General features: G+C 45.8%; 13 protein-coding genes. 5 read left to right on the forward strand and 8 right to left on the reverse strand.

The genetic code is table 11. The features are described 5' to 3' along the window. Window positions 1-15: 15 nt before the first annotated feature. Window positions 16-1179, forward strand: a complete 1164-nt coding sequence (locus A3EU_RS0119925; RefSeq protein ID WP_020537964.1) for a 3-hydroxyacyl-CoA dehydrogenase NAD-binding domain-containing protein — start codon at window positions 16-18, stop codon at window positions 1177-1179. Between the two features lie 74 nt (window positions 1180-1253). Then, window positions 1254-2579 (forward strand): Kelch repeat-containing protein, encoded by a 1326-nt coding sequence (locus A3EU_RS0119930; RefSeq protein ID WP_020537965.1) that lies wholly within the window; start codon window positions 1254-1256, stop codon window positions 2577-2579. A gap of 355 nt (window positions 2580-2934) precedes the next feature. Here A3EU_RS0119930 and A3EU_RS35300 read toward each other — a convergent pair whose 3' ends face one another. Continuing rightward, window positions 2935-6462, reverse strand: a complete 3528-nt coding sequence (locus tag A3EU_RS35300; protein WP_020537966.1) for a M36 family metallopeptidase — start codon at window positions 6460-6462, stop codon at window positions 2935-2937. 150 nt (window positions 6463-6612) lie between these two features. On the opposite strand from A3EU_RS35300, the gene rlmB reads away from it, so the two are divergent. Together rlmB and A3EU_RS0119945 are read left to right on the forward strand one after the other, a co-directional pair. Then, entirely contained in the window at window positions 6613-7353 is a 741-nt protein-coding gene (gene rlmB, locus A3EU_RS0119940; RefSeq protein ID WP_020537967.1) for a 23S rRNA (guanosine(2251)-2'-O)-methyltransferase RlmB, read from the forward strand. Between the two features lie 34 nt (window positions 7354-7387). After that, entirely contained in the window at window positions 7388-8224 is an 837-nt protein-coding gene (locus A3EU_RS0119945) for a hypothetical protein (RefSeq protein WP_211213956.1), read from the forward strand. 41 nt (window positions 8225-8265) lie between these two features. Here A3EU_RS0119945 and A3EU_RS0119950 read toward each other — a convergent pair whose 3' ends face one another. The 7 genes from A3EU_RS0119950 to A3EU_RS0119975 form a co-directional block, all read right to left on the reverse strand. After that, window positions 8266-9480, reverse strand: coding sequence for an efflux RND transporter periplasmic adaptor subunit (locus A3EU_RS0119950; protein WP_026211488.1), 1215 nt, complete (start codon window positions 9478-9480; stop codon window positions 8266-8268). 11 nt (window positions 9481-9491) lie between these two features. Next, window positions 9492-13796, reverse strand: coding sequence for a CusA/CzcA family heavy metal efflux RND transporter (locus A3EU_RS0119955; protein ID WP_020537970.1), 4305 nt, complete (start codon window positions 13794-13796; stop codon window positions 9492-9494). Window positions 13797-13949: 153 nt separating this feature from the next. Further along, entirely contained in the window at window positions 13950-14294 is a 345-nt protein-coding gene (locus A3EU_RS34335; protein WP_342670966.1) for a DUF6660 family protein, read from the reverse strand. 367 nt (window positions 14295-14661) lie between these two features. After that, complete coding sequence (locus A3EU_RS0119960) at window positions 14662-15390, reverse strand: S24 family peptidase (protein ID WP_020537971.1); 729 nt, start codon at window positions 15388-15390, stop codon at window positions 14662-14664. A 59-nt stretch (window positions 15391-15449) separates the two neighbouring features. Then, window positions 15450-16643, reverse strand: coding sequence for an aminotransferase class V-fold PLP-dependent enzyme (locus A3EU_RS0119965; RefSeq protein WP_020537972.1), 1194 nt, complete (start codon window positions 16641-16643; stop codon window positions 15450-15452). Between the two features lie 690 nt (window positions 16644-17333). Continuing rightward, window positions 17334-17600: a YkoF family thiamine/hydroxymethylpyrimidine-binding protein gene (locus tag A3EU_RS0119970; RefSeq protein ID WP_020537973.1), complete on the reverse strand. Its 267-nt coding sequence runs from the start codon at window positions 17598-17600 to the stop codon at window positions 17334-17336. Continuing rightward, window positions 17597-19516, reverse strand: a complete 1920-nt coding sequence (locus A3EU_RS0119975) for an OstA-like protein (protein ID WP_156825842.1) — start codon at window positions 19514-19516, stop codon at window positions 17597-17599. Before A3EU_RS0119975 ends, A3EU_RS0119970 begins: the two co-directional genes overlap by 4 nt. Window positions 19517-20108: 592 nt before the next feature. On the opposite strand from A3EU_RS0119975, the gene A3EU_RS0119980 reads away from it, so the two are divergent. Continuing rightward, a complete protein-coding gene (locus A3EU_RS0119980) occupies window positions 20109-22919 on the forward strand; it encodes a TonB-dependent receptor domain-containing protein (protein ID WP_020537975.1) in 2811 nt (936 codons plus the stop codon). Window positions 22920-22949 lie beyond the last annotated feature (30 nt).

Below are 22949 nucleotides of genomic sequence, written 5' to 3' on the forward strand. Positions count from 1 at the left end.
ACCAAAAAAACCAACATGATTAGCGTAGGAATAGTAGGAAGTGGAGCGATGGGCAGCGGTATTGCTCAGGTTGCAGCCACTGCCGGGCATAATGTTCTTATTTATGATAATAATCCCGACGCACTTGAGCGTTCCCGCAAGAGGTTGGCCAAAATTATGGACCGCCTTGTGGTTAAAGAGAGAATAACAAAAGAGGAATCTACCGCAATCCAAGGGCGCATTCAATACGTGGATTCTCTGTACAAAATGGCTGAGGTAGGCTTGGTTGTTGAAGCTATTGTAGAAAAATTAGAGGTAAAGAAAGCACTGTTCGAACAACTTGAAGATGTGCTCTCCGAAAATGCTATTCTGGCAACCAACACCTCCTCGCTGGCTGTCACTGCTATTGCTGCTGCTTGTCAAAAACCAGACCGTGTATTGGGTTTGCATTTTTTTAACCCAGCCCCTCTGATGGCATTGGTAGAAGTAGTTCCTGCTGTACAAACTGATATTAAAGTAGCGGAGGAGTGCTTCGAGTTGATGAAAAAATGGGGTAAAGTGCCAGTGATGGCTAAGGACACACCTGGCTTTATTGTCAATCGGGTAGCTCGCCCATTTTACAGTGAAGCCCTTCGGGTTTATGAGGAAGGAATCGCTGACTTAGCTACCATTGATTGGGTGATGACGGAATTAGGTGGTTTCCGTATGGGACCTTTTACTTTGATGGATTACATTGGGCATGATGTAAACTATAAGGTAACGGAAACGGTCTTTGCTGCTTTCTACTTTGACCCTCGCTATAAACCGAGTTTTACCCAGCAGCGTCTGGTGGATGCCGGATACTTGGGGCGTAAGTCAGGCCGGGGTTTTTATAATTATGAAGAAGCGAGTGTTCAGCCTGAACCAACGAAAGATGCTGCCAAAGGTAAAGCGATCCTGCACCGGATACTGGTGATGTTGATCAACGAAGCTGCCGACGCTCTCTACCTAAATGTGGCCAGCCTCGATGCTATTGATTTAGCAATGACCAAAGGCGTTAATTATCCTAAAGGCTTACTGGCTTGGGCAGATGAATTAACGATTCCCTACGTTGTCGAACAACTCGATGCTCTTTACCATGAATACCATGAAGACCGGTATCGTTGTAGTCCGGTTTTGCGTCGACTTGCCCGTGACGGCGGTAAATTTTATGAGGTTTAACGCACAGTCGTAATGTTTCTATTTTAAAGGATTTCTTAATCGATTTACGGCGTGGTATCTAAAAATGTTCACCTATGTGGTTAATAAAACAACTCTTGCTTCTCCTGTTAGGTGCCACTGCTGTTCAGGCACAATCAATCACTTGGGAATACCTACAGTCATTACCAGAGAAGGTTACCAATAATGCGGTTACCAGTGTGACGCTTGGCGACGAAACTTATTTGTACTCTTTTGCAGGCATAGATACCACCCTTGAGTGCAGTGGTGACCACCTGCGCTCCTATCGCTATTCTTTGAGTACTGATAGTTGGGAAATGCTTCCTGGTTTGCCAGACCCTAATGGCGGAAAAATAGCTGCCGCAGCAAGTACGATCAAGGATAAGGTATATGTAGTTGGTGGTTACCATTTAGCACCTGATTGCGGTGAGGTTTCCTCAAATCGTATCCATATTTTTGATCCACTAACAAACGATTTCCTGCCCGATGGGGCCAACCTCCCTGTAGCTATTGACGACCAGGTGCAAGCCGTCTGGCGCGATAGTCTTTTGTACGTTATTACGGGATGGAGTAATACGACCAATGTCAGTAATGTACAGGTGTACAACCCCAGTACCAACGTATGGCAAGCAGCAACCCCGGTGGGTACAAGTTCTGTTTGGCGTGTTTTTGGTGGCAGTGGTGTCATCATAGGTGATACTATTTATTATGCCGGCGGTGCCCGGTCTTCGGGTAGCTTTTCGGCCACTAGCTTTTTCCGTAAAGGATATATCAATCCAGAAAACCCTTATGAAATCACCTGGGAGGGGTATGCGGAACCCTTGGCGCTAGGCTACCGAATGGGAGCGGCTACCTTTAATGGGCAAGCGATCTGGTTAGGTGGCGCAGGTGATACCTATAACTTTGATGCGATTGCTTATAACGGTTCTGGAATTATTAATCCCTTAAACCGAATAGGACGTTATGATCCTTTGTCAGGGGAATGGACGGAAATTCTGGACTTTATTCCGGCTATTATGGACCTACGTGGCGTTGGAGAATTGGGTAACGGTGAGTATCTACTGGCCGGAGGCATGTTGTCTGACCAAGAGGTGACGGATCAATTGTTGAAGATTACGATCAGTGATTTAACAGATGCTGAGCAGGGTTTACCGGGCGATGAACAGCTCCAATACTTCCCAAATCCCACTAATGATATTGTAAACTTTGATTTTAAAGAACAGCAAGAAGGTCCATTGTCATGGACGCTGCTTGATATTAAAGGACAAACGCTAGAGACGGGCGAGATAGAGTCCCCAATTTCATGGAGCCTTTCTCTGACTAGATTGCCTCCCGGTACTTATTGGGTACGGTTTACTAAAAAGGATGGTAGCGGTAAGGTTGTTTCTATTCAAAAAATGTAGAACTGTTAAACGCTAAATTTGGTGCTCATCCATAACCCAATGGTGGATGAGGTAAGGGGTGTTAGGAATAGCGAGGAGTATTTAGTTCTCAACTGTTTTGATATGTTGGGACAGTTATTATTTACCACGGGGCTAAATGCGAGTGAACGTACCTTGAGTTTTTCCAACTTACCCCGCAGGGGTCTATTTATTGCAATTACAAAACAATAGGGAAGAAGCCCTTGTGCAACAGCTAATTAAGCGCTAGGTTTTTGCGACTCAATTCAACCATGCGTTCAGCTTTCACCAAAATCAAAAAAAAACCGACTTTCCTGAAAAAGGAAAGTCGGTTTTCGTTAGAAACGAAAGTTTCTGCTTACTGAATCGTTACTTTCTGCGTGTAAATACCTTGTTGGGTATTCATCTGTAGGAAGTAAAAACCAGCAGGAAGCTCACTGATGTTCAATGACATCAAGCGACCTTGAAGGGCTTGATCTCTCCACTGACGAACTACTGCTCCACCAGCATTAATCAGCTGTACATCTACCGTGCTAGCTAAGTCAAGGGTGATCGCAACGTTGAGCACATGACTTGCGGGGTTAGGATAAACCTGCATCACTTGTGGATCATATACCGGGTTCTCAGTACTCTCTACGAATTCTGTATCTACGATAACCCCACCCTGGGGTACACCTGCGCAATTGCTGTCGCCTTCGTTGGAGCTTACACAAGCTTCCCCTTCGTAGGCTACTTTGTCCATCAGTTCAACATCGTCAACGTACCAGCCAGTACCTCCTCTCTCGAAATTAGACGCAAAGCGGAAGCGGATTTTTATAGTCTGCCCTTGATAAGCACTTAGGTCAATATAAGAATCTTTATATCCCTGGCTATCGCCCCAAAAAGCTTGTATGCCTGGACTGAAAAGGGTTTGTGCTGCCAAGTCGCCTCGGTAGCCATTCCGGATGTAGGAATTTGGTAACTTTTCCCAGCTAGCACCATCGTTGGTAGAAACCTCTACCAAGCCTCCATCGGCCACGGGCTCCGTATCATAATCGTGATAGAAACGCAAAGATGGGTTCGTACCATTGACTTCAAAAGGCTCATTGAGGATAAGTAATTGGTCGTTTTGCTCTCCAACGTCACGAACAAACCAACTGGTAGAACCACTGTTCGGATTACTGGAGGATAGGTCCCAGATATCGAAACCACTGTTTGCTTCAAATTCCCAATTGTCATCACCTTCTTCCATATCATCATAAAAAAGCTGTACGGAACGATTAGAGGCACTAGCGTTAGCGATGTAGGTAATGATGGCGTTTTCGCCAGTAGCAAGATCGCCAATGTCAAAAGTTACATTGTTGCCATTATCTGTAGCGGTAGCACCAATAGCAGAACCGGTCTGATAGGTAAGGCCAGCAGGAAGCTCATCTTCGACCATTACGCCTGTTACTGCCTCCTCTTTGTCATTGGTAACGACAATAGTGTACTCAATAGCTTCACCTGCTAGAATGAGGTCGCGGTCAGCAGATTTACGGATTTTTAGCTCCTTGATACATGAAGGTACTGTGGTGAATCCTGGTTCATTATCGTTGCGATCAAATCGGTCGTTTTGATCCGCATCAATGCCCATGCCACGGCGTGCAAAAACTTCCCATATCAAGCACCCGTGGATACCGTCGTAGTTTAGGGAATCAGCAGAGAGTAATGCATCGCGGCCATCAAGAAGACCTGGATTGCAACGTTGTAGTTTCATGCCATCCATCACAAGCTGAATAGCCATGTTGTTACCACCTGTTCCGTTGGTAACGTCTGCATCAAAGCCATAGATGTCAGCCATTTCCCAGTATAAATCCCAGATAGCACTGGCCCATACTTCACCCACGTCGTGGGGTCTAGTCGTCGCAATGATATCGTCCATGTCTTGGTTGTTAATGGCAAAATCGGTGCTGTAAGGCATACGACGAATACCATTACCATTGGTAGGCTGGCGAGCAGCGTAATTACCTATGGTGCGCCTGGTTGCTCCGGTGTCATCAGGGCGAATAGTAGTGATTAAAGCGAAGAAATCACTCCAGCCTTCTCCCATTTGCTCGTCATTTTCTAAACACTCTACTTGAAATGGTCCCCCTGTAAGGCGAGTACTAATGCCATGAGCATATTCGTGGGTAATCACACTGTTGTCCATACTGGATCCTACACTTGCGGGGCCACTGTGGGCAGGGAGCCCTATACTAGCAGTTACGACTTCGCCTTGATCTAACAAAAGCTTGATTGCATTACAATCGGATGCTTTCATATTTATAGTGATGATGCTAGGGTCAGAACCATTCACGCCATCCCCCATACTCAATGTTGTTTCCTCGTAGTTACAGATAATTACGGCGACAGCACCAGCAGCTTCAGCATTGTTGGTTTTTTCTTCAAAGAGGCAGTCTCCGCGATCAATCAGCGCAATTTTGCCGGCGATTGCATTTGCATTGGCTACATCCTGGCAAACTAAATAAGGGGTGCCAGACTCATCAAAAGCTCGGATGACTTCAGCAGAGATAGGGGCTTCAGGAATAGATGGGCCGTATTGCGCAGTGCCCGCATCGTAGCTGCCTGCAATACTTTCAGGGGTAAAAAAACTCAGTACACTTCCTTCTACACCAAACCAGCGATACATTTGCATACGGGGCTTTTCACCATCGGGTGGAGTCATAAAGTTGGCATTGTTCGTATCATTACCATCCTGGGCTTCGGCCATCACATAGTCAAGGCCTTCCCCCTCACCAGTATAATTGTATTCCTGGAAATTACCACTTTGCTCGTCGAAGCCATAACGATAGAAAATATCGTGCATCATGTTGTTTGTATAGAATAGCTGGGTAACTCCTGATTCCTGCATGTTTTCTGGCTCATCGCTAGGATCAAAATAGAAGTCGAAGAGCAGGTCGTCAGTACCGTCTGGTTCGTCGTTGTTGGAAGAGTTAATGTTTTCTGCATCAAGGTAGGCATGTACGTTGTTGCCACGAGTGATGGTGTACTCTGCGCCCTCCTCTCCATTGGTGTCGTGCCAGCCAAAGGGCGATGCTGTAGGGTTAGAAGGATCGAACAGCAACTGACGTTCTCCGTATAATGGACTTTCAGTCGGTAAGGGGATAACATTATAACCCGCACCGTCAGTTACTATCATACTTTCCATTAAATGCATAGGCGCACTAGCAAGGGAGGTCGATTCGTGGGTGCAATTGCCGGCATGAGAGGTATGCCCTGCCTTATTATCGAAGGTGCAATAAACAGTATAGTTGTACTTGTGGAGGATTTTGCCGTCGAGGGCGTCGATACGTAGGCTCCAATAATCGGCAGAGCTGAATACATCGATGGCCATGTCCCAGGCCAGGTGAATAATACCTGTTTCCCGTAAGGGCATATATCGTAGCTGAACAGTAACATCATTATGGGCAAAATCACCGCCGCTAAAGGTGTATTTATCTCCAGTTCGCTCTTTTAGAACCAACGCCTGGGCAGGAAGGCCCAAATGCTCTAAAGCAGCCTGTAAAGCTTGCTTGGGAGAGATAACCGGAGAAAGAGCATTGACGCGCTCCGCCAGATTAGGCTCAAAAGTATTGGTAGCGTATATTACTTTCGCCTCCCGCGAAAGGTGAACACCATTGATCGCTCCGTATACTGGAATGCCTGCATACTGTTGCATAAAGTAAAAATGGCGGGCACCATTGTGCTTGGAAACATATTCGTCACTGATAGCAATATCCATGATATCAGCAGTCTGTAACCCCCACTCAGTGGCACGTTGCTCCAGGTGAAGGGTCGCTTTTTGGAACTCCGTTTGCTGCTGGGCCACCAAGGGCGTGACCATGAAAATACAAAGGAGCAATAGTAGAAGTGTAGCGCTTCTTATCATGATTAAGCTTAAATTTATTGTAGATAAATAGAAATTGTATTCGAATGGCTGCTCAAAATTAAGATAAAAATGCTTTTCTGCTCTTAATTTGATAAAACTATAATTAAAGCACAGACGACAAATAGCTGGTTTGCCTTACCTTCGCGTTCTATGGATAATAAACAATGGATATTTGGCCGGCATCCGGTACTGGAAGCTTTACAGGCTGGGCAGGCTATCGAGAAAGTTTACCTTCAGCAAGGTACTCGTGGAGATTTCGAAAAAGAACTGCGCCGAATTTGTCGAAGCCATGAGGTGCCTCTGAGTGTCATTCCCAAGGAAAAGATCAACTGGATGGTCAATGGCAACCACCAGGGAGTTGTCGCACTACAAGGCGTTGCAGCTTATCAGAAATTGGAAGATATCCTGCCTCGTTTGTTTGAACAGTCGGAAACTCCGCTACTCCTTTTAATGGATGGTGTGACGGATACCCGAAACTTTGGGGCCATCGCCCGTTCTGCGGAACTGTTCGGAGTAGGTGCAATTGTGCTACCGGGCAAAGGCAGTGCTGGCTTGACGCCTGATGCTTTGAAAACATCTGCTGGTGCTTTGTCTCGTATACCTGTTTGCCGGGTCCGGAGCATGGTCAGTACGGTGGAGTACCTGCAAAATAATGATGTAACCGTTTTGGCCAGTGATCTCAACGGAGAGCACAGCCTGCCTAACATGGATATGAAAGGGGCCGTAGCTTTGGTGCTCGGATCTGAAGGGGACGGTATTAGCAAAGGTGTGGCTAAAGCAGCTGATGACCGTTTTTATATTCCACAACTGGGGGAGCTGAACTCTTTGAATGTAAGTGTCGCTGCGGGGATTATCCTGTATGAGAGCATGCGGCAAAGGACTCAAAAATGACCCATTTAGTAACCACTTCTTGAAAAAGAAAACTGTGAAACTTAATCTATTAATTATTGTCCTGCTGTTGATAGGCTCGCAGTTTGGCTATGGTCAGGAAAGTAAGGGTTACCGTGATCACCATACTCGTAAGGGGGATTTTTACTTTTATTGGGGCTGGAATTCGAGTCGGTACACAACGTCGGATATTCACTTTTCAGGTACCGATTACAACATTACCTTAGATAATGTGATTGCCAATGACCGCCCTACGGCATTTAATGTTGATCCCTACTTTCATCCCCGATGGTTTACAATTCCACAATACAATTTTAGAATAGGCTATTTTTTGAATGATCAGTATAGCGTGTCATTAGGCGCCGATCACATGAAGTATGTGATGCAGTCCGATCAAACAGTACGAATATCAGGCGAGATCAGCAACTCAGGTACAGAATACGATGGTGTTTATGATAATGAGGATATTGTTTTGGCCGAAGGGTTCCTGGAGTTTGAGCATACTGATGGCCTGAATTATATCAATATCGAAGCTCGTAGAATCGATGAGTTGATGACTTTTCGGTATCTCACGTTGGCACTAACAGAAGGTCTGGGAGGTGGGGTGGTTTATCCACGCACCAATGTGACCTTGCTCAATAATGATCGTTATGATGAATTCAATGTAGCCGGTTACGGGATCAGTAGTGTACTAGGCTTGCAATTGAATATAGGTAGACACTTTTTTATTCAGTCTGAAATCAAAGGAGGTTTTGTCAACCTGCCAAATGTTCGCACGACAAGTTCCAGCTCAGATATGGCGTCTCAATCCTTTTGGTTTGGCCAGTTTAATGTAGTATTCGGCGCCAGCTGGAATCTGAAGAATAAAGGATAACCACCCGGAAGACAGTTTGTGCCTTCCAGGTGGTAAAGATATTAGTGCGAATGCTCCAACTCGTTAGCTTTTGATTGTGCATAGACGTAATAGGCCCCTTGGGTGACAACTTTTTTGCCCGTAGGCAGCGGATCAATCAAGGTTACTGTGGTGAAACCATCCGCCGTAGTTCCGGGAATAACCATTAGGGCGGTGAATTCAACGACTTCGCCTTCTGTTTGTTCATCCGTATAATAAATATAGGAGGAGGCCCCGTCTTTGATAATCGCCCCATCAGGCAGTGCTGATACGGTTTGGTCATTGAGCCATATTTTGGCTTCTACAAACAGGTCCTTGATGAAAGTAGGTCGCTCTTTTTCCAAATGGCCGTGAATCCGGACAGTCTTGTTTTCTCTGTTGAATTCTTTGCCGATTACATGCACCTCTCCGGGATAAATCTTATTGCCTAAAGCAGGAACCGTATAGCTGATGCGTTGCTCTTCTTTGATATTGGCAATATCTTTTTCGAAGATGTCTAATTCCAGGTGAAGGTGGGTTTCGTTTACAATCTCCATCAATTCCATCGCCGGGCTTACATACATGCCATTGTGCATTTTTATCGAGGTAAGGTAACCCGACATAGGTGCATAAAGCGGTATGCGCTGGACGATGTTGTCTGGCGTGAGTTTTTCTACCGAAAGCCCAAGGTAATTGAGTTGTTTAGCGAGTCCCTTGAGCGTTGCTGTTTTACCATCCACCTCGGCTTGTAGGCGCTGTAGGTTTTTCTCCACCCCGGCCTCGGCGTCAAAGAGTGCTTGTTGGCGCTTTAGTTCCTGTTGTGCAAACGTCAATTCAGCTTTCACTTCCAGGTAGGTTTGTTGCTGTTGGATAAACTCGGGGTTTTCCAAATAGGCCATGATGACGCCTTTATTGACGTAGTTGCCCTCAATGTATTTGTTGCTATTGACGATAAACCCATTAGCTTTGGCACTTACCGATGTGAGGGCATTGGGCGGAAGCCCCAGCGTTCCTGTTGCATTGACATAATCGTTGATTTTCATAGATGTAAAATCACCCAAGGTAATCTCCATGGTGTTCATTTGGTCCTTGGTCAGATGGATGACGCCCTCTTCATGTGTTTCTTCGGAATCGTGGCTGTGTTCATCTTCTGCACCATGCTGGTGGCCTGAGTCTGTATGGTCATGACTACAAGCGGTATTGATGTTGACCAAAACCATTAATAATAGAAGAGGAAGAAATTTATTTATATTTTTCATTAGGTCGGATATTATTGGTTGGTAAGGAATTGGTAGTAAGCCAGTGCTTGGTTATGGGCCAGCACTTGCTCGAAGTAGCGGCGACTATTGGTCGCAAAAAGGTTGAGGATATTGACGAGTTCCAGGTAAGAAAGCTCTCCTGCTTGGTAGTTGAGGCTTGCAATACGATCCATTTCTGGCTGGATCGTATTCAATTGTTCCTGATAATAAACGGCAGCTTCTGCGTACTGTCGGATCGCGTTTAGTGCTTCCAGTTGTCGCTGTTCCAATTGTTGCGCTTGCACGGCTACTTGTGCTTGAGCTACTTGTGTTTGTAATTGCTGAGCAACCACCTTTTGCCGGTATTGTCGCCGGAATAATGGAACCTGTATGCCCGCTTGGAGCCCCGATAGCCAGCCTCCTTCGTAGTAATGTTGGGCAGCATATCCGAGAGTGAATTCGGGCTTCGTTTCTGCTTGGAGAAGACCTGTATGCGCTTGTTCGATCAGTACCTGTTGTTGAGCAAGGGCTAACTGTACAGGAGGTGCAGTTTCCTGCGAAAAGGGTGCCAGTAGCAGACTGTCTTTACTGGTAATGGCCTGTGGCGTGTTTGTTACAACTTGTAAACGTTGCTCCAGATTACTAATCTTTAGAACCGTCTGCTTTTCCAAAAGGAGATGTTCCTGCAAGGCGGACTGTAAGGTGAGCGCTTCCATTCGGTTGGCAGATCCCACCTTTGTGCGTGTTTCTGCAATTTGATAAAAGTGCTCGTAGCGGCTGATTAAGGCTTGATAGTGTTGGCGAAGTGCTTTGTATTGTTGCAATTCGTAGTATAGGTATCGAACCTCATAGCGTAACTGTTGAGTGGTGAGTCGTTGGTTCAGCTCGTTCTGTACAACCAGTTCATCCTGCAATATATTCGTTGCTTTTATCACGGCAGGGTGGGGGATGTTCTGAGTGATGAGGAGTTGATTCACCTGCTGATTGTTGGCCCGGAATAGGCCGCCGCCCTGGTAGTTGATAGATGTCTCCCCCAAGCTGTAAGGCAATTGTTGCAAACTTTTACTTTGCTGCAACTGCAATTCGGCTGCCTGCATTTGTGGATTATTGCTTAGAGCTGTTGCCAAAGCCTGTTCGAGCGAAATAGGCTCAGGCTGGGCCATCAAAGACAAACTGCAACATAGCAATGGAAGTAACAGTAATCCGCTTTTGGGAGCAGGAAAAGAACTACGTTTCTCTTGCCATCGTGCCAGCCAACTATAAAGAATGGGTAAGATGATCAGCGTAAGAAAGGTTGCACTTATCAACCCGCCAATGACCACAGTTGCTAATGGTCGCTGTACTTCTGCTCCTCCGGAATTCGAGAGCGCCATAGGCAAGAAACCTAAAGAAGCCACCGCAGCGGTCATTAATACGGGGCGTAGCCGCACCTGCGTACCCAGCATAATGCGTTTGCGGATACTTTCTATCCCTTCGTCTTTGAGCTGGTTGAAATAACCGATGAGCACAATACCGTTAAGTACAGCGACACCAAACAAGGCAATGAAGCCAATACCCGCTGAAATACTGAAGGGCATACCGCGGAGCTGTAAGGCCCAAATACCTCCGATAGCAGATAGCGGGATGGCCGTAAAAATAAGCACCGCCTGTGTCACTGATCCGAAAGTAAAAAAGAGCAATACAAAGATCATCGCTAGGGTCAGTGGAACGGCTATTGCCAGGCGTGCATTGGCCGCTTTGAGGTTTTCAAACTGCCCGCCGTAGGTGAAGTAGTAGCCTGCGGGTAAGCTTATTTTGCCATCCAGTTCCTGCTGAATTTTACCTACCAAGGTCTCAATATCCGTAGCACCCACGTTGACACCGATAACAATGCGGCGGTTGGTGTTCTCGCGCGAAATTTGCATCGGAGCGTCCTCAAAAGCTACTTTCGCTATGGAGGTAAGCGGAACCTGGGTGCCATTCGCTAATGGGATATAAAGTTCTTCCACGCTTTGTATATCATTACGGTAGTTTTCTGCGAGTCGGACGACCAAGTCAAAGCGCTGGTCTCCTTCGTAAATGATCCCCGCTTTTTCGCCTGCAAAGGCAGCCCTGACAATCTGATTGACTGTCTTGACCTGTAGGCCATACTGGGCCAGTTTATCATAATCAAAATTGATGACAATTTGAGGCATGCCCAGCGTTTGTTCTACTTTGGTGGTACCAACGCCATCAATGCTCCGGATGATACGCTCTGCTTCTTTGGCTTTGGCAAACAAGAGATCAAGGTCATCACCAAAAAGTTTGACGGCAATATCTGCCCGTGATCCCGTCATCAGCTCATTGAAGCGCATTTGGATCGGCTGGGAAAATTCATACGCCAAACCGGGAATCGACTGGAGCGTTTGCTCCATCTTTTCAAACATTTCCTGGCGTGAAGTAGCTGAAACCCATTCTGATTTCGGTTTCATCACCACAATGATGTCCCCTGTTTCTACCGGCATCGGGTCGGTAGGGATTTCTGCGGAACCTATTTTCGTGACGACATCTTCGATTTCAGGGTACTCCTCCATCAGCTTTTTTTGGATAATTTTTGAGGTAGCAACACTTTGCGATAGGGAACTACCTGGCGGCAAGATTTGATGAAGAGCAAGGTCACCTTCTTCCAGTGTTGGGATAAATTCGCCACCCATCCGAGAAAAGACGATCATACTCAGGCTGAAAAGTAATATAGTAGCGGTAACAAAGGCAATTTTAAACCTCAAAGCCAAATGTAAAACCGGGCTGTAGAGCAGCTGACAAAAGGCAATGATTCGATCCGCGATGGTCTGTCGGTTATTGATGTTACGCTGTAAAAACAATGCGCTCATCATAGGTACGTAAGTCAAAGAAAGGATCAAAGCGCCAGTGATCGCGAGCATGACGGTCTGTGCCATGGGGCGAAACATTTTGCCTTCAATGCCTACCAGCGCCAGAATAGGAAGGTAGACCATCAAGATGATGATTTCCCCAAAGGCGGCAGAGCTACGGATTTTGATGGCGGCGGTTTGCACCTCGTCGTTCATTTGTTGGCGACTCAGTTTTTGCCCAGGAAAACGACTTTGTAGCCGATGGACGATGGACTCTACAATGATGACGGCCCCGTCGATGATCAGCCCGAAGTCGATGGCTCCTAAACTCATGAGGTTAGCAGAAATGCCCAAAACATTCATCATGGCAACGGCAAAAAGCATCGCCAGCGGAATGACTGAGGCCACAATAAGCCCTGCTCGCCAATTGCCAAGCATAAGTACCAGGATGAAGACTACGATGAGCCCTCCTTCGAGTAAATTCTTGCGCACGGTGCTAATTGCTGTAGATACAAGTTTTTCACGATCCAGATAGGCTTCGATGACGACACCCTCGGGGAGCGATTTTTGGATTTGTGTTACCCGTTCCTTGACGAGCTTGGTCACGGCGGCGGAGTTGGCTCCTTTCAGCATCATTACCGTACCGCCTACAACTTCTTGGCCATCTCGGGTGAGGGCACCGTAGCGAGGGGCTTTCCCAAACTGTACAGTCGCCACGTCTTTGACGAGAATAGGCTTACCGTTACTTACTTTGACAACTACGTTTTCAATGTCACTTAAAGATTTGGCAATGCCCTTGGTCCGTACGTAATAAGTGTTGGGTGTTTTTTCAATATAAGCCCCACCTGTATTTTCATTACTGTTGGCCAAAGCGTTATAAATATCAGTAATGCTGACGTTCATTGCTTTGAGTAGGCCGGGTGTAACGGCTACTTCGTACTGTTTGAGGTAGCCGCCCAAGGTGTTTACCTCTACTACTCCGGGAATTCCCGCCAATTGCCTTTTGACGATCCAATCCTGGATGCTTCGTAATTCTGTGGAACTGATTTTGTCTTCAAAGCCCTTTTCGGGGCGAACTACGTATTGGTAGATCTCTCCCAAGCCTGTAGAAATAGGTGCCAAGGTTGGTTGCCCGAGTTCGGCGGGGATATTTTCTCTGGCTTCTTGTAGGTATTGATTCACCAGTTGGCGTGCGAGGTAAATGTCCATTTTTTCTTCAAAAACGACCGTTACGACAGACAAGCCAAAGCGGGAAACAGAACGAATTTCTACAAGCTGTTGAATATTCTGAAGTGAGAGTTCTACAGGGGTAGTAATAAATTGTTCTATTTCCTGGGTAGCCAGGCTAGGAGAGGTAGTAATTACCTGCACTTGGTTGTTGGTGATGTCGGGAACGGCATCTATTGGTAATTGCCGCAAGGAGAAAAGTCCCCAGACGGTAAGGGCTGCTACCAGCAACCCGATGACAAACTTATTCTGTATAGAATAAGCGATTATATTATCGAACATGTAAATGTTGAACTTTAGTTAAACGATCATTTTCGCAAGAAGCTATCTCAGAAGGGTAACTAGGTTGAGTACTAAACCGTACACTGTAAAGAACCTTCAAGGTTCAATACGGCAGTGTTTCTGAGATAGTCTTATCCTATAAAATGTAGTTGACTAAAGCCTGGGAGGAGACCAGATAGCATTCTTCACACCAGTGGTTGGAAAGTTAGCTGTAGAAACGGGAGCTTCACTTGGTTTTGGTGTGAATACGGTAAGAGAAATTGTTGTCACCTGAGGAATACTGATGACACAAGAGCAGCAATCGCAAATACAAAAAGGAGGACAGGCGTCCTCTTCACAATCTTTAGATTGATGATCGTGATCATCAGGGTGTGCCTGTGCGGTAACCTCAATCTCTGTTGTTGTGCTTAACACCCCAGCGTCCACTGTATCCATACAAGGGACAAGTGCTAAGGTTAGCATGTAAAATGGTAATATGTAGCGTACGAATTGCTGCATGCGGTGCAAAAGTATCACCAAACAACTCAAAATGCAAGCGACTTAGTGCTTTCTTAAGGTAAACGCACGAAAATAGAATGGCCTTCAAGACTGCTAAATTAAACAGGGTAGCCCACAGATCGAACGAATCAGACGGATTAACACGGTTTTTTTAAAAAAAAACAATAAATCTGTGTTCTATCCTTATCATCTTTGATGTATGCCTTGGAATCCACTATTTGGAAAGCATATTGCTTTTACCTATATTTGTAATAACAAAACTCCCGAGCAGGCGAAAACGCCCCCCGGGAGGAAAAAACAGCAGGATAAAAAATCTTCAGGATGCTCTTCGTTTCGGCGGAGAGCATCCTGTGTTTTTAGACTTGTTTTAAAGGGAACTTACCCGGCGAATGACTTCGTAAAGGCGGGTGTATTCATTGACTTCTTCCACAAATGGATCATACTCCAGGTGGTTGGCCGAGATCATTTTCAGGTGAGTGACACGGCCTTTTTCATTAAGTATACGCTGAACATATTTGACCCAAACAGATCCGTTGTTTTTAACGGCGTAGATTTTGTTGTCTTTGATCTCGTGTACGCCTGCTATCTCCCGACTAACTACGATATCATGATCGTTAATGACCGGCTCCATACTGTTACCGTTGATGGGAAAAGCTACCAAGCCGCCACCATCAAGACCAGGGATAGAGAAGAAATCATTGTTTTCTGTGATGAAAGACCCTGCGTCTACGGTAACACCAGCGAAGGCTTCTGTAGTCGTAAAGAGGATGTTGCCATTGTAAACAATTTCTGATTCTTCCGGATTGGGTAAATCAAGCCCAAAAGGCGTGCCTTCCCCTTCGAGGAGGTAAGCGTAGTTGACACCATATTCATGACAAACACGGCGCGACTGTTCGTAGCTGATGCAACGTTTGTCTCCTTCGTTAAGAAAAGCTCTGATAATGTGACCATAAGCGCGGTTACCCACGATTTTTTCTGCAAAATCACCCAGTCCTTTGCCATTGCGGTCATTTTTGATGACATCGCCTCGTTCTTCGAGTATTTTGAAGACTTTAACAAAGCGGTCATTTAGGTCACGTCGATCACTTGAAATCATAGCTGTTCTTCTTTTTGGTATCCATTAATTTGGTTGCAAGTTAAAACAAAATAGTTTTATCAACAAATAATTTTAAAAATTTCTTTGGTTATATTTTTAATTTCCTCTGTTGTGTTGTAATAATGAGGAGATAGTCTTAGCACCCAGGGGATATTCTTACGGCTAAAGTCGTAATGAGCATAGGTGCCCCAGCTGATGGAGGTGTGAATCTTTTCTTTTCGAAGTTGCGCTAGTAAGGCTTTGGGGTCCTGATTGGGGAGGTAGCAGGTAACGATGGCACCGAGGTTTTCCCCTTTGTCCATGACCTGAATACCAGTATGTTCAGCCAGCGCTAGCCTTAATTGTTTGGCCAGATCAGCAGTTCGTTGAGCTATTGCGGTTAAACCAACATTTAGTGCATATTGTGCAGCCGCTACGGCTCCGTGTACCAAGGCGTGATTGCGTTCCCATAGTTCGTAGCGGCGCGCATCTGCTTGGGGGAGGTAGTGATCGGCAGAAGGCCAATCGGCACTGTGGAGGTCTAAATACAGCGGGGCAGTTTTCTGTTGGAGCACTCGATCAGAAGCGTAAAGAAAGCCGGTGCCTCTGGGGCCGCGCAAGAATTTACGAAAAGTAGCCGTTAAAAAATCACATCCTATAGCCTCAACATCGAGTGGCAATTGCCCTGCGGTTTGGCAAGCGTCTACTATATATAAGGTGTCGACTTCTCTGCAAGCTTGGCCAATAGTATGTATATCCTGAATAAGGCCACTGCTGGTAGGCATATGCGTAACGGCAACGAGGCGAGGAACCTGATCGCGAATGAGTTGGCACATGGCTTCAATGTCTACACCTCCAGCAGGGGATTCGGGAGCAACCTGAATTTTTGCTCCAAAACGCTTGGCTACCTGAAGGAAGGCAATTTGGTTAGAAACGTAATCATTTTCTGTAGTGAGAATCAAGTCACCAGGATTAAAGGCAATGGAGCTTAAAGCGCGATTGTAAGCATCGGTAGCACTGGTTGCAAAAGCAATTTGGTGAGGTTGTGCCTGAAGAAGTTCAGCAACAGTAGGGTAAAAGGCATTGCTTTTTTCGGCATGAATAGCTGCTGCTTCGTAGCCCCCTAGCTGGTATTCTAGTTGAAGATGCTCTTGTATGGCCTGTTGTACAGGTAACGGTGTTAAAGAAGCACCGGCGTTGTTGAAGTGAATCACCTCAAGGGAGGCGGGCGTATCTTGGCGTAATAGGTGAAGTTGGGCCGTTGAAATGGACATAAGTGGTACGTTGATTATGAGGTTTAGCCTGGTTGTTGTGATAGCCTGATAGGTGTACTAGGGCGAGAGGAGCGGGCATAACACCCTCTTTGGGGTGGGACCCACCCATTTGCCGGACCGCCATGTCCGCCCCCTAGTCTCACGACCACAAGGGACGTGCGCTTACATCTGCTCTGAGTACCAGAGCAGCCAAACAATACGCAAAATAAAACCGCTGAATGCTCCTTGACAAATAGGAGTTATGAACCTATGATGGCTTTGGTGGTTGTCAGTTCACTAAAGGAAAAGCAAGGTATTAAAAATCACTTGCGCTAACAAATTATTTGCAATAAAAAAGATAATAAACTTTTTGATTGCTGCTTCTCATATTATTCAATATGAATTGATGTTCGGCCTCCTCCGAGGTTGTATCGTTTAGGTAAGCATCGTTTTATAAAAAGGCGAATTCATGAATTTACTTTGAACTGGTGCTATTAACGAGAGTCCTAAAAGTAGAATAGCAAATAGCCGCGCAGGCCGTGAGGCCGGAGCGCGGGGCCCGGAGGGCGCAAGGCCAAAGGATGGCAGCGGTTTCGCTCCTTAGGGGCGGGTTTAAAACCCGCCCCTAAGGAGCGGAAAGAGCGGACAGCCTGGTGCCGTAGGGGCGTTTGCGCAGCAACGCTACTACCGGCATGGCCCCAAAGGACCTTGTTATAAGCTTACGGCCTTACCTGGCTCAATATCCACATTGAGCACCTTGATGACAAAACTATAGGTGCCACCTTGTTGGAAAGTGTACCCCATGGCATCGCGCAGGGTGTTCATGACGAGCGTGTATTCACCGCTGATCTGGGTAGTGAGTTCGTTGGTATGGACCTCAATGCCAGCGACTTGCCTAAGATGATGAATGAAATCTATAATCGGTGGCTCAAAATCCTCTTGAAGGGGATAGAGGCTAATGTCTACAGCTACTTTCATTGTTCTTTGGATTTTTGGGTGGGCGTATTTCCACGATCAGGTTTTGGTGGTGGTGGAGCTCCTTCTTTGTTGTCGGCACTGTTGGGGGCATAGGCGGGGCGGCTCCCCGGAGGAGGTAGTACCCGAAGTGGCGGACCGAATAAATCAGCTCGTGAACGTGGTCGGGGAGGTGAGGTCTGCCAATTGAATCCTTCAAGCTTAATGGCTTCATGGTCTACCTTGTTCATAGGCTCCAATTTGCCTTCTAATTGCGTGACGAAAAGAATCTCGTCTACTTGGTTGTTACCAAAAAACACGATCATATCGCTGCAAATCGTCTTGTTTACGCCCACGTAGGCGTTGTCGTCATCGCGTGGATAGTAAACGGATTGTGCGTTGCCCTGGATATCCATCCTGCGCAGCTCACTGCTATCGAACTGGGCAATGATATCTCGTCCTTTGATTTGATTGAAAAACAATTCGTCTGCACTATTGAGGATAAAACTGTGATTATAGAGCAAAATTTTATCAAGCTGGTCGTCGGCCAATTGCATGTGGATAGTGTCGGCGGTAAACTGGGTCGTATCTGCCCATATGATGGGACTGCGGAACATTCGGAAGAGGGAATCAACCGTGTTGTAGGAGAGAGAATCGCAAAGTGCTTGCATATCTGACTTGAAAATGCGGACATCGTAGTAGGCTTGCAGAAGGCGGCTACTGTCATTGGCGATGGTGTCCGCACGTTGCGAAAGGAGGGTGTCGGCAGTCATAAAGAGGGAGTCGCCATCAATGAGCGTAATCAACAAAGGCCTGCCCTGTAGGCCACCGGTCGCTTTGAGGAATCCGGTCGTTTGGTTGTAGCGAGCTGTGTCGCACTGAATGGTGAGGTTGGCCGAGGTGTCTTGCCAGATGACGTTGCCAGTAGCGAGCCCCATGCTATCAGCTTCAGCGTAGTCTACCTGATCGGCTTGCAGTATTTGCGGACCATCAATGATACGGGAGCGGCCACTGGTTTGGTAAATTTTCTTTTTAGCATCGTAGCGGATAGATTCTCCGGTGATGATCTGTTCATTATCGCGGAAGTAGGCGTCACCTTCCAGGATAGTAATGTCGTTTCTTTCATCATAACGGATAAGGTCGCCGGTGGCTTCGCGCCGATCAGCTTCGTAGAATTCCGCATCACCATCAAGGGTATAGATGCCGTTTTTACCATCGTAACGAATGATATCAGCGGTAGCACGTTGTTCTCCTTTAGTATATTGTGCGTTGATACGAAACTCCGCCAGGTTGTTTTCTACATCATAGAAGCCGTCTTCACAATAAACACGGCTACTATCACTGCGCATGACCGTAGGGCCAAGAAAGGTCGCTATTTGTTCCGTTGTATTAAACTTGAGCGTATCGGCTCGCAATTGGAAGTTGGGGTTGATAACGACGACACTGTCTTTAAAGTAAATCTCGTCTTGTTCGGTATAGTAGTAACCACGTTTGCTACTGAGTTGGGTTTCACCATCAGTAATGGTAGCTGGCGTGTTATAGGTCGCAATCTTGGTGTTGAGGTCGTAGTGTAGTTTATGTGTGAATAATCTACGGTCGCCATTGATGAGAACAACATTGCCAATCAGATCAGCTTCTTTGAGGGTGCCGTCGTAATATAAGGTGTCAGCAAAGGCAGCCAAGGAGTCTCCCTGTTGGATGAGTACCTCTTTACCCAGAGCAAATACCCTGGTACTGTTTTCTATGATGGCGCTGTCGCAATACATGAAGATACTGTCCTGGCTAAGCTCCACCTCACCGACGAGTTTTTGAATGACTTCGTTTTTACTCCGGCGCTGATATTCCAATGAATTGGCATTATCGATGCGTACACGCTGGGTAGTGGGAGGCAGGGTGTCTCTTCCCGACTGACCTAGCAGAGGTTGTGATAAAAACAACATTAGCAGCAAACAGGAAAATAAAGTGGAAAGTCGGAACAAGGGAACCTTACTTTAATAAAAAAATATTTTTTCAAGGAAAGGCAAAGGTACAATCTTCCTATAACTAGGGAGCGGGGTTTAACTTGATTTTAACCCCTTATTAAACATTGATTGACAGGGTTTAATATTTTCATCTTGCTATAAATGTAGGTAAAGACACGATTGTACGGATGAATTGAAAAGCTATTTTGAGTTACACTTACAATTATTTTTCACTGAACAATTTTAAAAGAGGCAGCGTTTCAGGAAGGTTATTCGATTAGTTAGATATCAGGAGTAGGAATAGTAAAACTATCAAATAAATTAGCTGAAATGCTAAAAACCTTCTACATTTGACGTGAATCTTCGGATTTACCTATCTAAAAAGCGGAAAATTAAACCGCAAAATAACAACCAGGGAATATATTTTCAGTAAGCACCATTTATTCCCAACCCTATTGAAAAGAAAACGAACAACTGTTCGTACGTTTTGTTTTTTTTGATTATTCACCATAGTTTTCACAAGATAATTACCTGACTGAACGGTCTTTGTGAACGCTAAAAAATGCATTTCATGAAAAAACTCTCACTAGTAGTGGGGCTGCTTTTATGTAGTCTTGCAACCCTGCTTGCGCAGCGGACAATTACTGGTACGGTAACCGATGAGCGGGGAGACGCTCTGATCGGAGCAACAGTACTGGTCAAAGGTACCTCTACAGGTACAGTAACAGATATTGATGGTACTTACAGTATCAATATCAGCAATGATGACAAAGTATTGGTATTCAGTTACACTGGTTTCGAAACAATCGAGCAACCAATTGGTGTTTCTAATACAATTGATCTAGTTATGTTGGCTGGTGTAACTTTCGATGAGATCGTAGTTACTGGTCAAGGGGTAGGTATTGAGAAAAAGCGTTTGACTTCAACGGTTGACGCGATTAGCTCAGAGCAGCTTGAATTAGCGCCTATCACCCAGCTGGACCAAGTATTACAGTCACGGATTCCTGGTACACAGGTTCGCTTGTCATCTGGTCAGCCAGGTACGGCATCTCAGATTCGTAACCGTGGTCCTATTTCTGCTAACGCTTCTACCACACCTGTAATCATCATTGATGGTGTACGTGTGGATAACCTGAACTCTCGCCCAAGCCTGAACATCGGTACAGGTGGTGCGAACAGTTCTGCTTTGGCGGATATTCCGATCGAGGCTATCGAGCGTGTAGAATTTATCCGTGGTGGTGCTGCTACTACACTATATGGTGCTGATGCTGCCAATGGTGTAATTCAGATTTTCACCAAGAAAGGCCAGTATGGCCAGAAAGCTCGTTTCGGTTACGACGGTACCGTAGGTATTATGTCGGGTGAGGAAACTTTCCTGTACTTCCCTGAAACAGCTGATTTGTACTACGAAAATGGTACTGTACAGCAGCACCGTTTGACTGTTGATGGTGGTTCTGAAAAAGTAGGCTACAGTTTCTCTGGTAGTTTCTACGATGATGACAGCTTCAATGATCTTAACCGCCAGCGTCGTATCAGTATGCGTACTGGTGTAAGTGCTGAATTGTCACCAACGCTTTCTTATTCTGCTTCTGCAGCATTTGCTAGTAACTGGTTTACACGTGACTACAATGCCAACACCAGCTTTGCTCGTTTTGGTAACTTGGAAGGTGGTTCTTTCGGTGATATCTCTGCATTGACAGCTGAAGAGCGTGCTACGCTTGGAGAAGACCTTGCAGCGCAAGGTGCAGTAACCGATATTACGGAAGCTGTTCGTCGTTTTCAGACTTCACAGTCTTTAACTTGGACACCATTCAAAGGTTTCACTGCGAAAGCTACCCTTGGTTTGGATAACCGTAACTCACGCCAGCGTGAGGTACAGAGTAATGCTGTTCTTATTTCTAAAGGTGCGGTACCTGCTGGTACTGCTGACCAAGGATCATTGAATACTGCAACACGTAACTTTATTGGTATTACTACTGATGTTAGCTTGCAGTATCGTGCTGATGCGGGAGACTTCTCTTTCATCACCGGTGGTGGTGGTCAGTTTTTCCGTGAGCAAGATGAGCAGTACTTACTACAAGGTACTGACCTGACAGAAGGTAGTATCCTTTTTGGTAACACTGCTACTCAAACGGCTACTGACTTCTTACAAATCGCTGCTTTTGGTGGTTTCTACATCTCTGAAAACATTGGCTATAAGAACAAATTGTTCTTAGATGGTGCTATCCGTTGGGATGGTAACTCTGCTTTTGGTGAAGATATTGGCTTAGTAAACATCTACCGTATTGGTCTGTCTTATTCACTAACGGATGAGCCTTTCATGCAGGAAAGTGGTATCAGCGATATCGTAAGCCGTTTCAGTGTACGTGCCAACTTTGGTCAGGCAACCAACTTCCCTACGCCATTTGCGCGTGACCGGTTGTTCGTAGCTAACCCTTACCTTGGTTCTGTTGCTTATACCTTCGGTAATCCTGGTAATGCAGATTTGGGTCCTGAGATCGTTGACTCTTACGAAGCTGGTTTCGATGCAAGCTTCTTTGAAGCTCGTTTCGGTATTGGTTTTACTTACTATGACAATACGACCAACGATGCCATATTTACGCCACCTAACGCACCTTCTTCTGGCCAATTGGCTCAAGAAGCTAACGTAGGTACAGTAACCAACAAAGGTATTGAACTACAAGGTTATGTAGATGTACTTCGTTCTGAAGACTTCGACCTGACCTTCAATGCGTCTTACACGACTAACGAAAACGTTGTAGTGGATGCTGGTGGTTCTCCTGAGTTTAACGTAGGTGGATTTACTTTCCTAGGATCTTTCGTAAAAGAAGGTCAGCCGCTTGGTTACTTCCGTGGATCACAGCCAACCTTCGATGCAGAAGGTAACTTGGTAGACGTAGAAGCAAATGCAGTTTTGGGTAATCCTAACCCAACGAGCTACGGAACAGTAGGTATGAACTTCCGTTGGAAGAATCTTACGATTTTCGGCTCTAGTGATTTCCAGCGCGGAGCTTCTGGTGTAGCAGTAGATGATGTATTACGCTACTTTGGTGGTGTGAACGATCCTGATCGTATTCCTGCAAATGCAGCTAGCGAAAGCTTCTTTGACTTGGCAGGTGTTTGGGTAGAAGATGCAGATTTCTTCAAGATTCGTAACATCGGTGTTTCTTACAACGTGCCTACTGCTAATATCAAAGCTTTGAGCCGTTTGACACTAGGTCTGAACTTCCGTAATCCTTACGTTCGTGCCTCTTCTTCTTTCGATCCAGAAGTTACTGGTTCTGGTATTGGTGCACAGGATGGCTTTGCAGCAGGTGGTTTCGGTTTTGGTACCGAGTCAGCTCCAAAGCAGGTTTTATTCAATGTACGCATTGGATTCTAAATCACCTCTGTTAATTTTTTAAAATGAAAA

Origin of the sequence: Lewinella cohaerens DSM 23179 (genome assembly GCF_000379805.1) — a bacterium.
Taxonomy (GTDB): domain Bacteria; phylum Bacteroidota; class Bacteroidia; order Chitinophagales; family Saprospiraceae; genus Lewinella; species Lewinella cohaerens.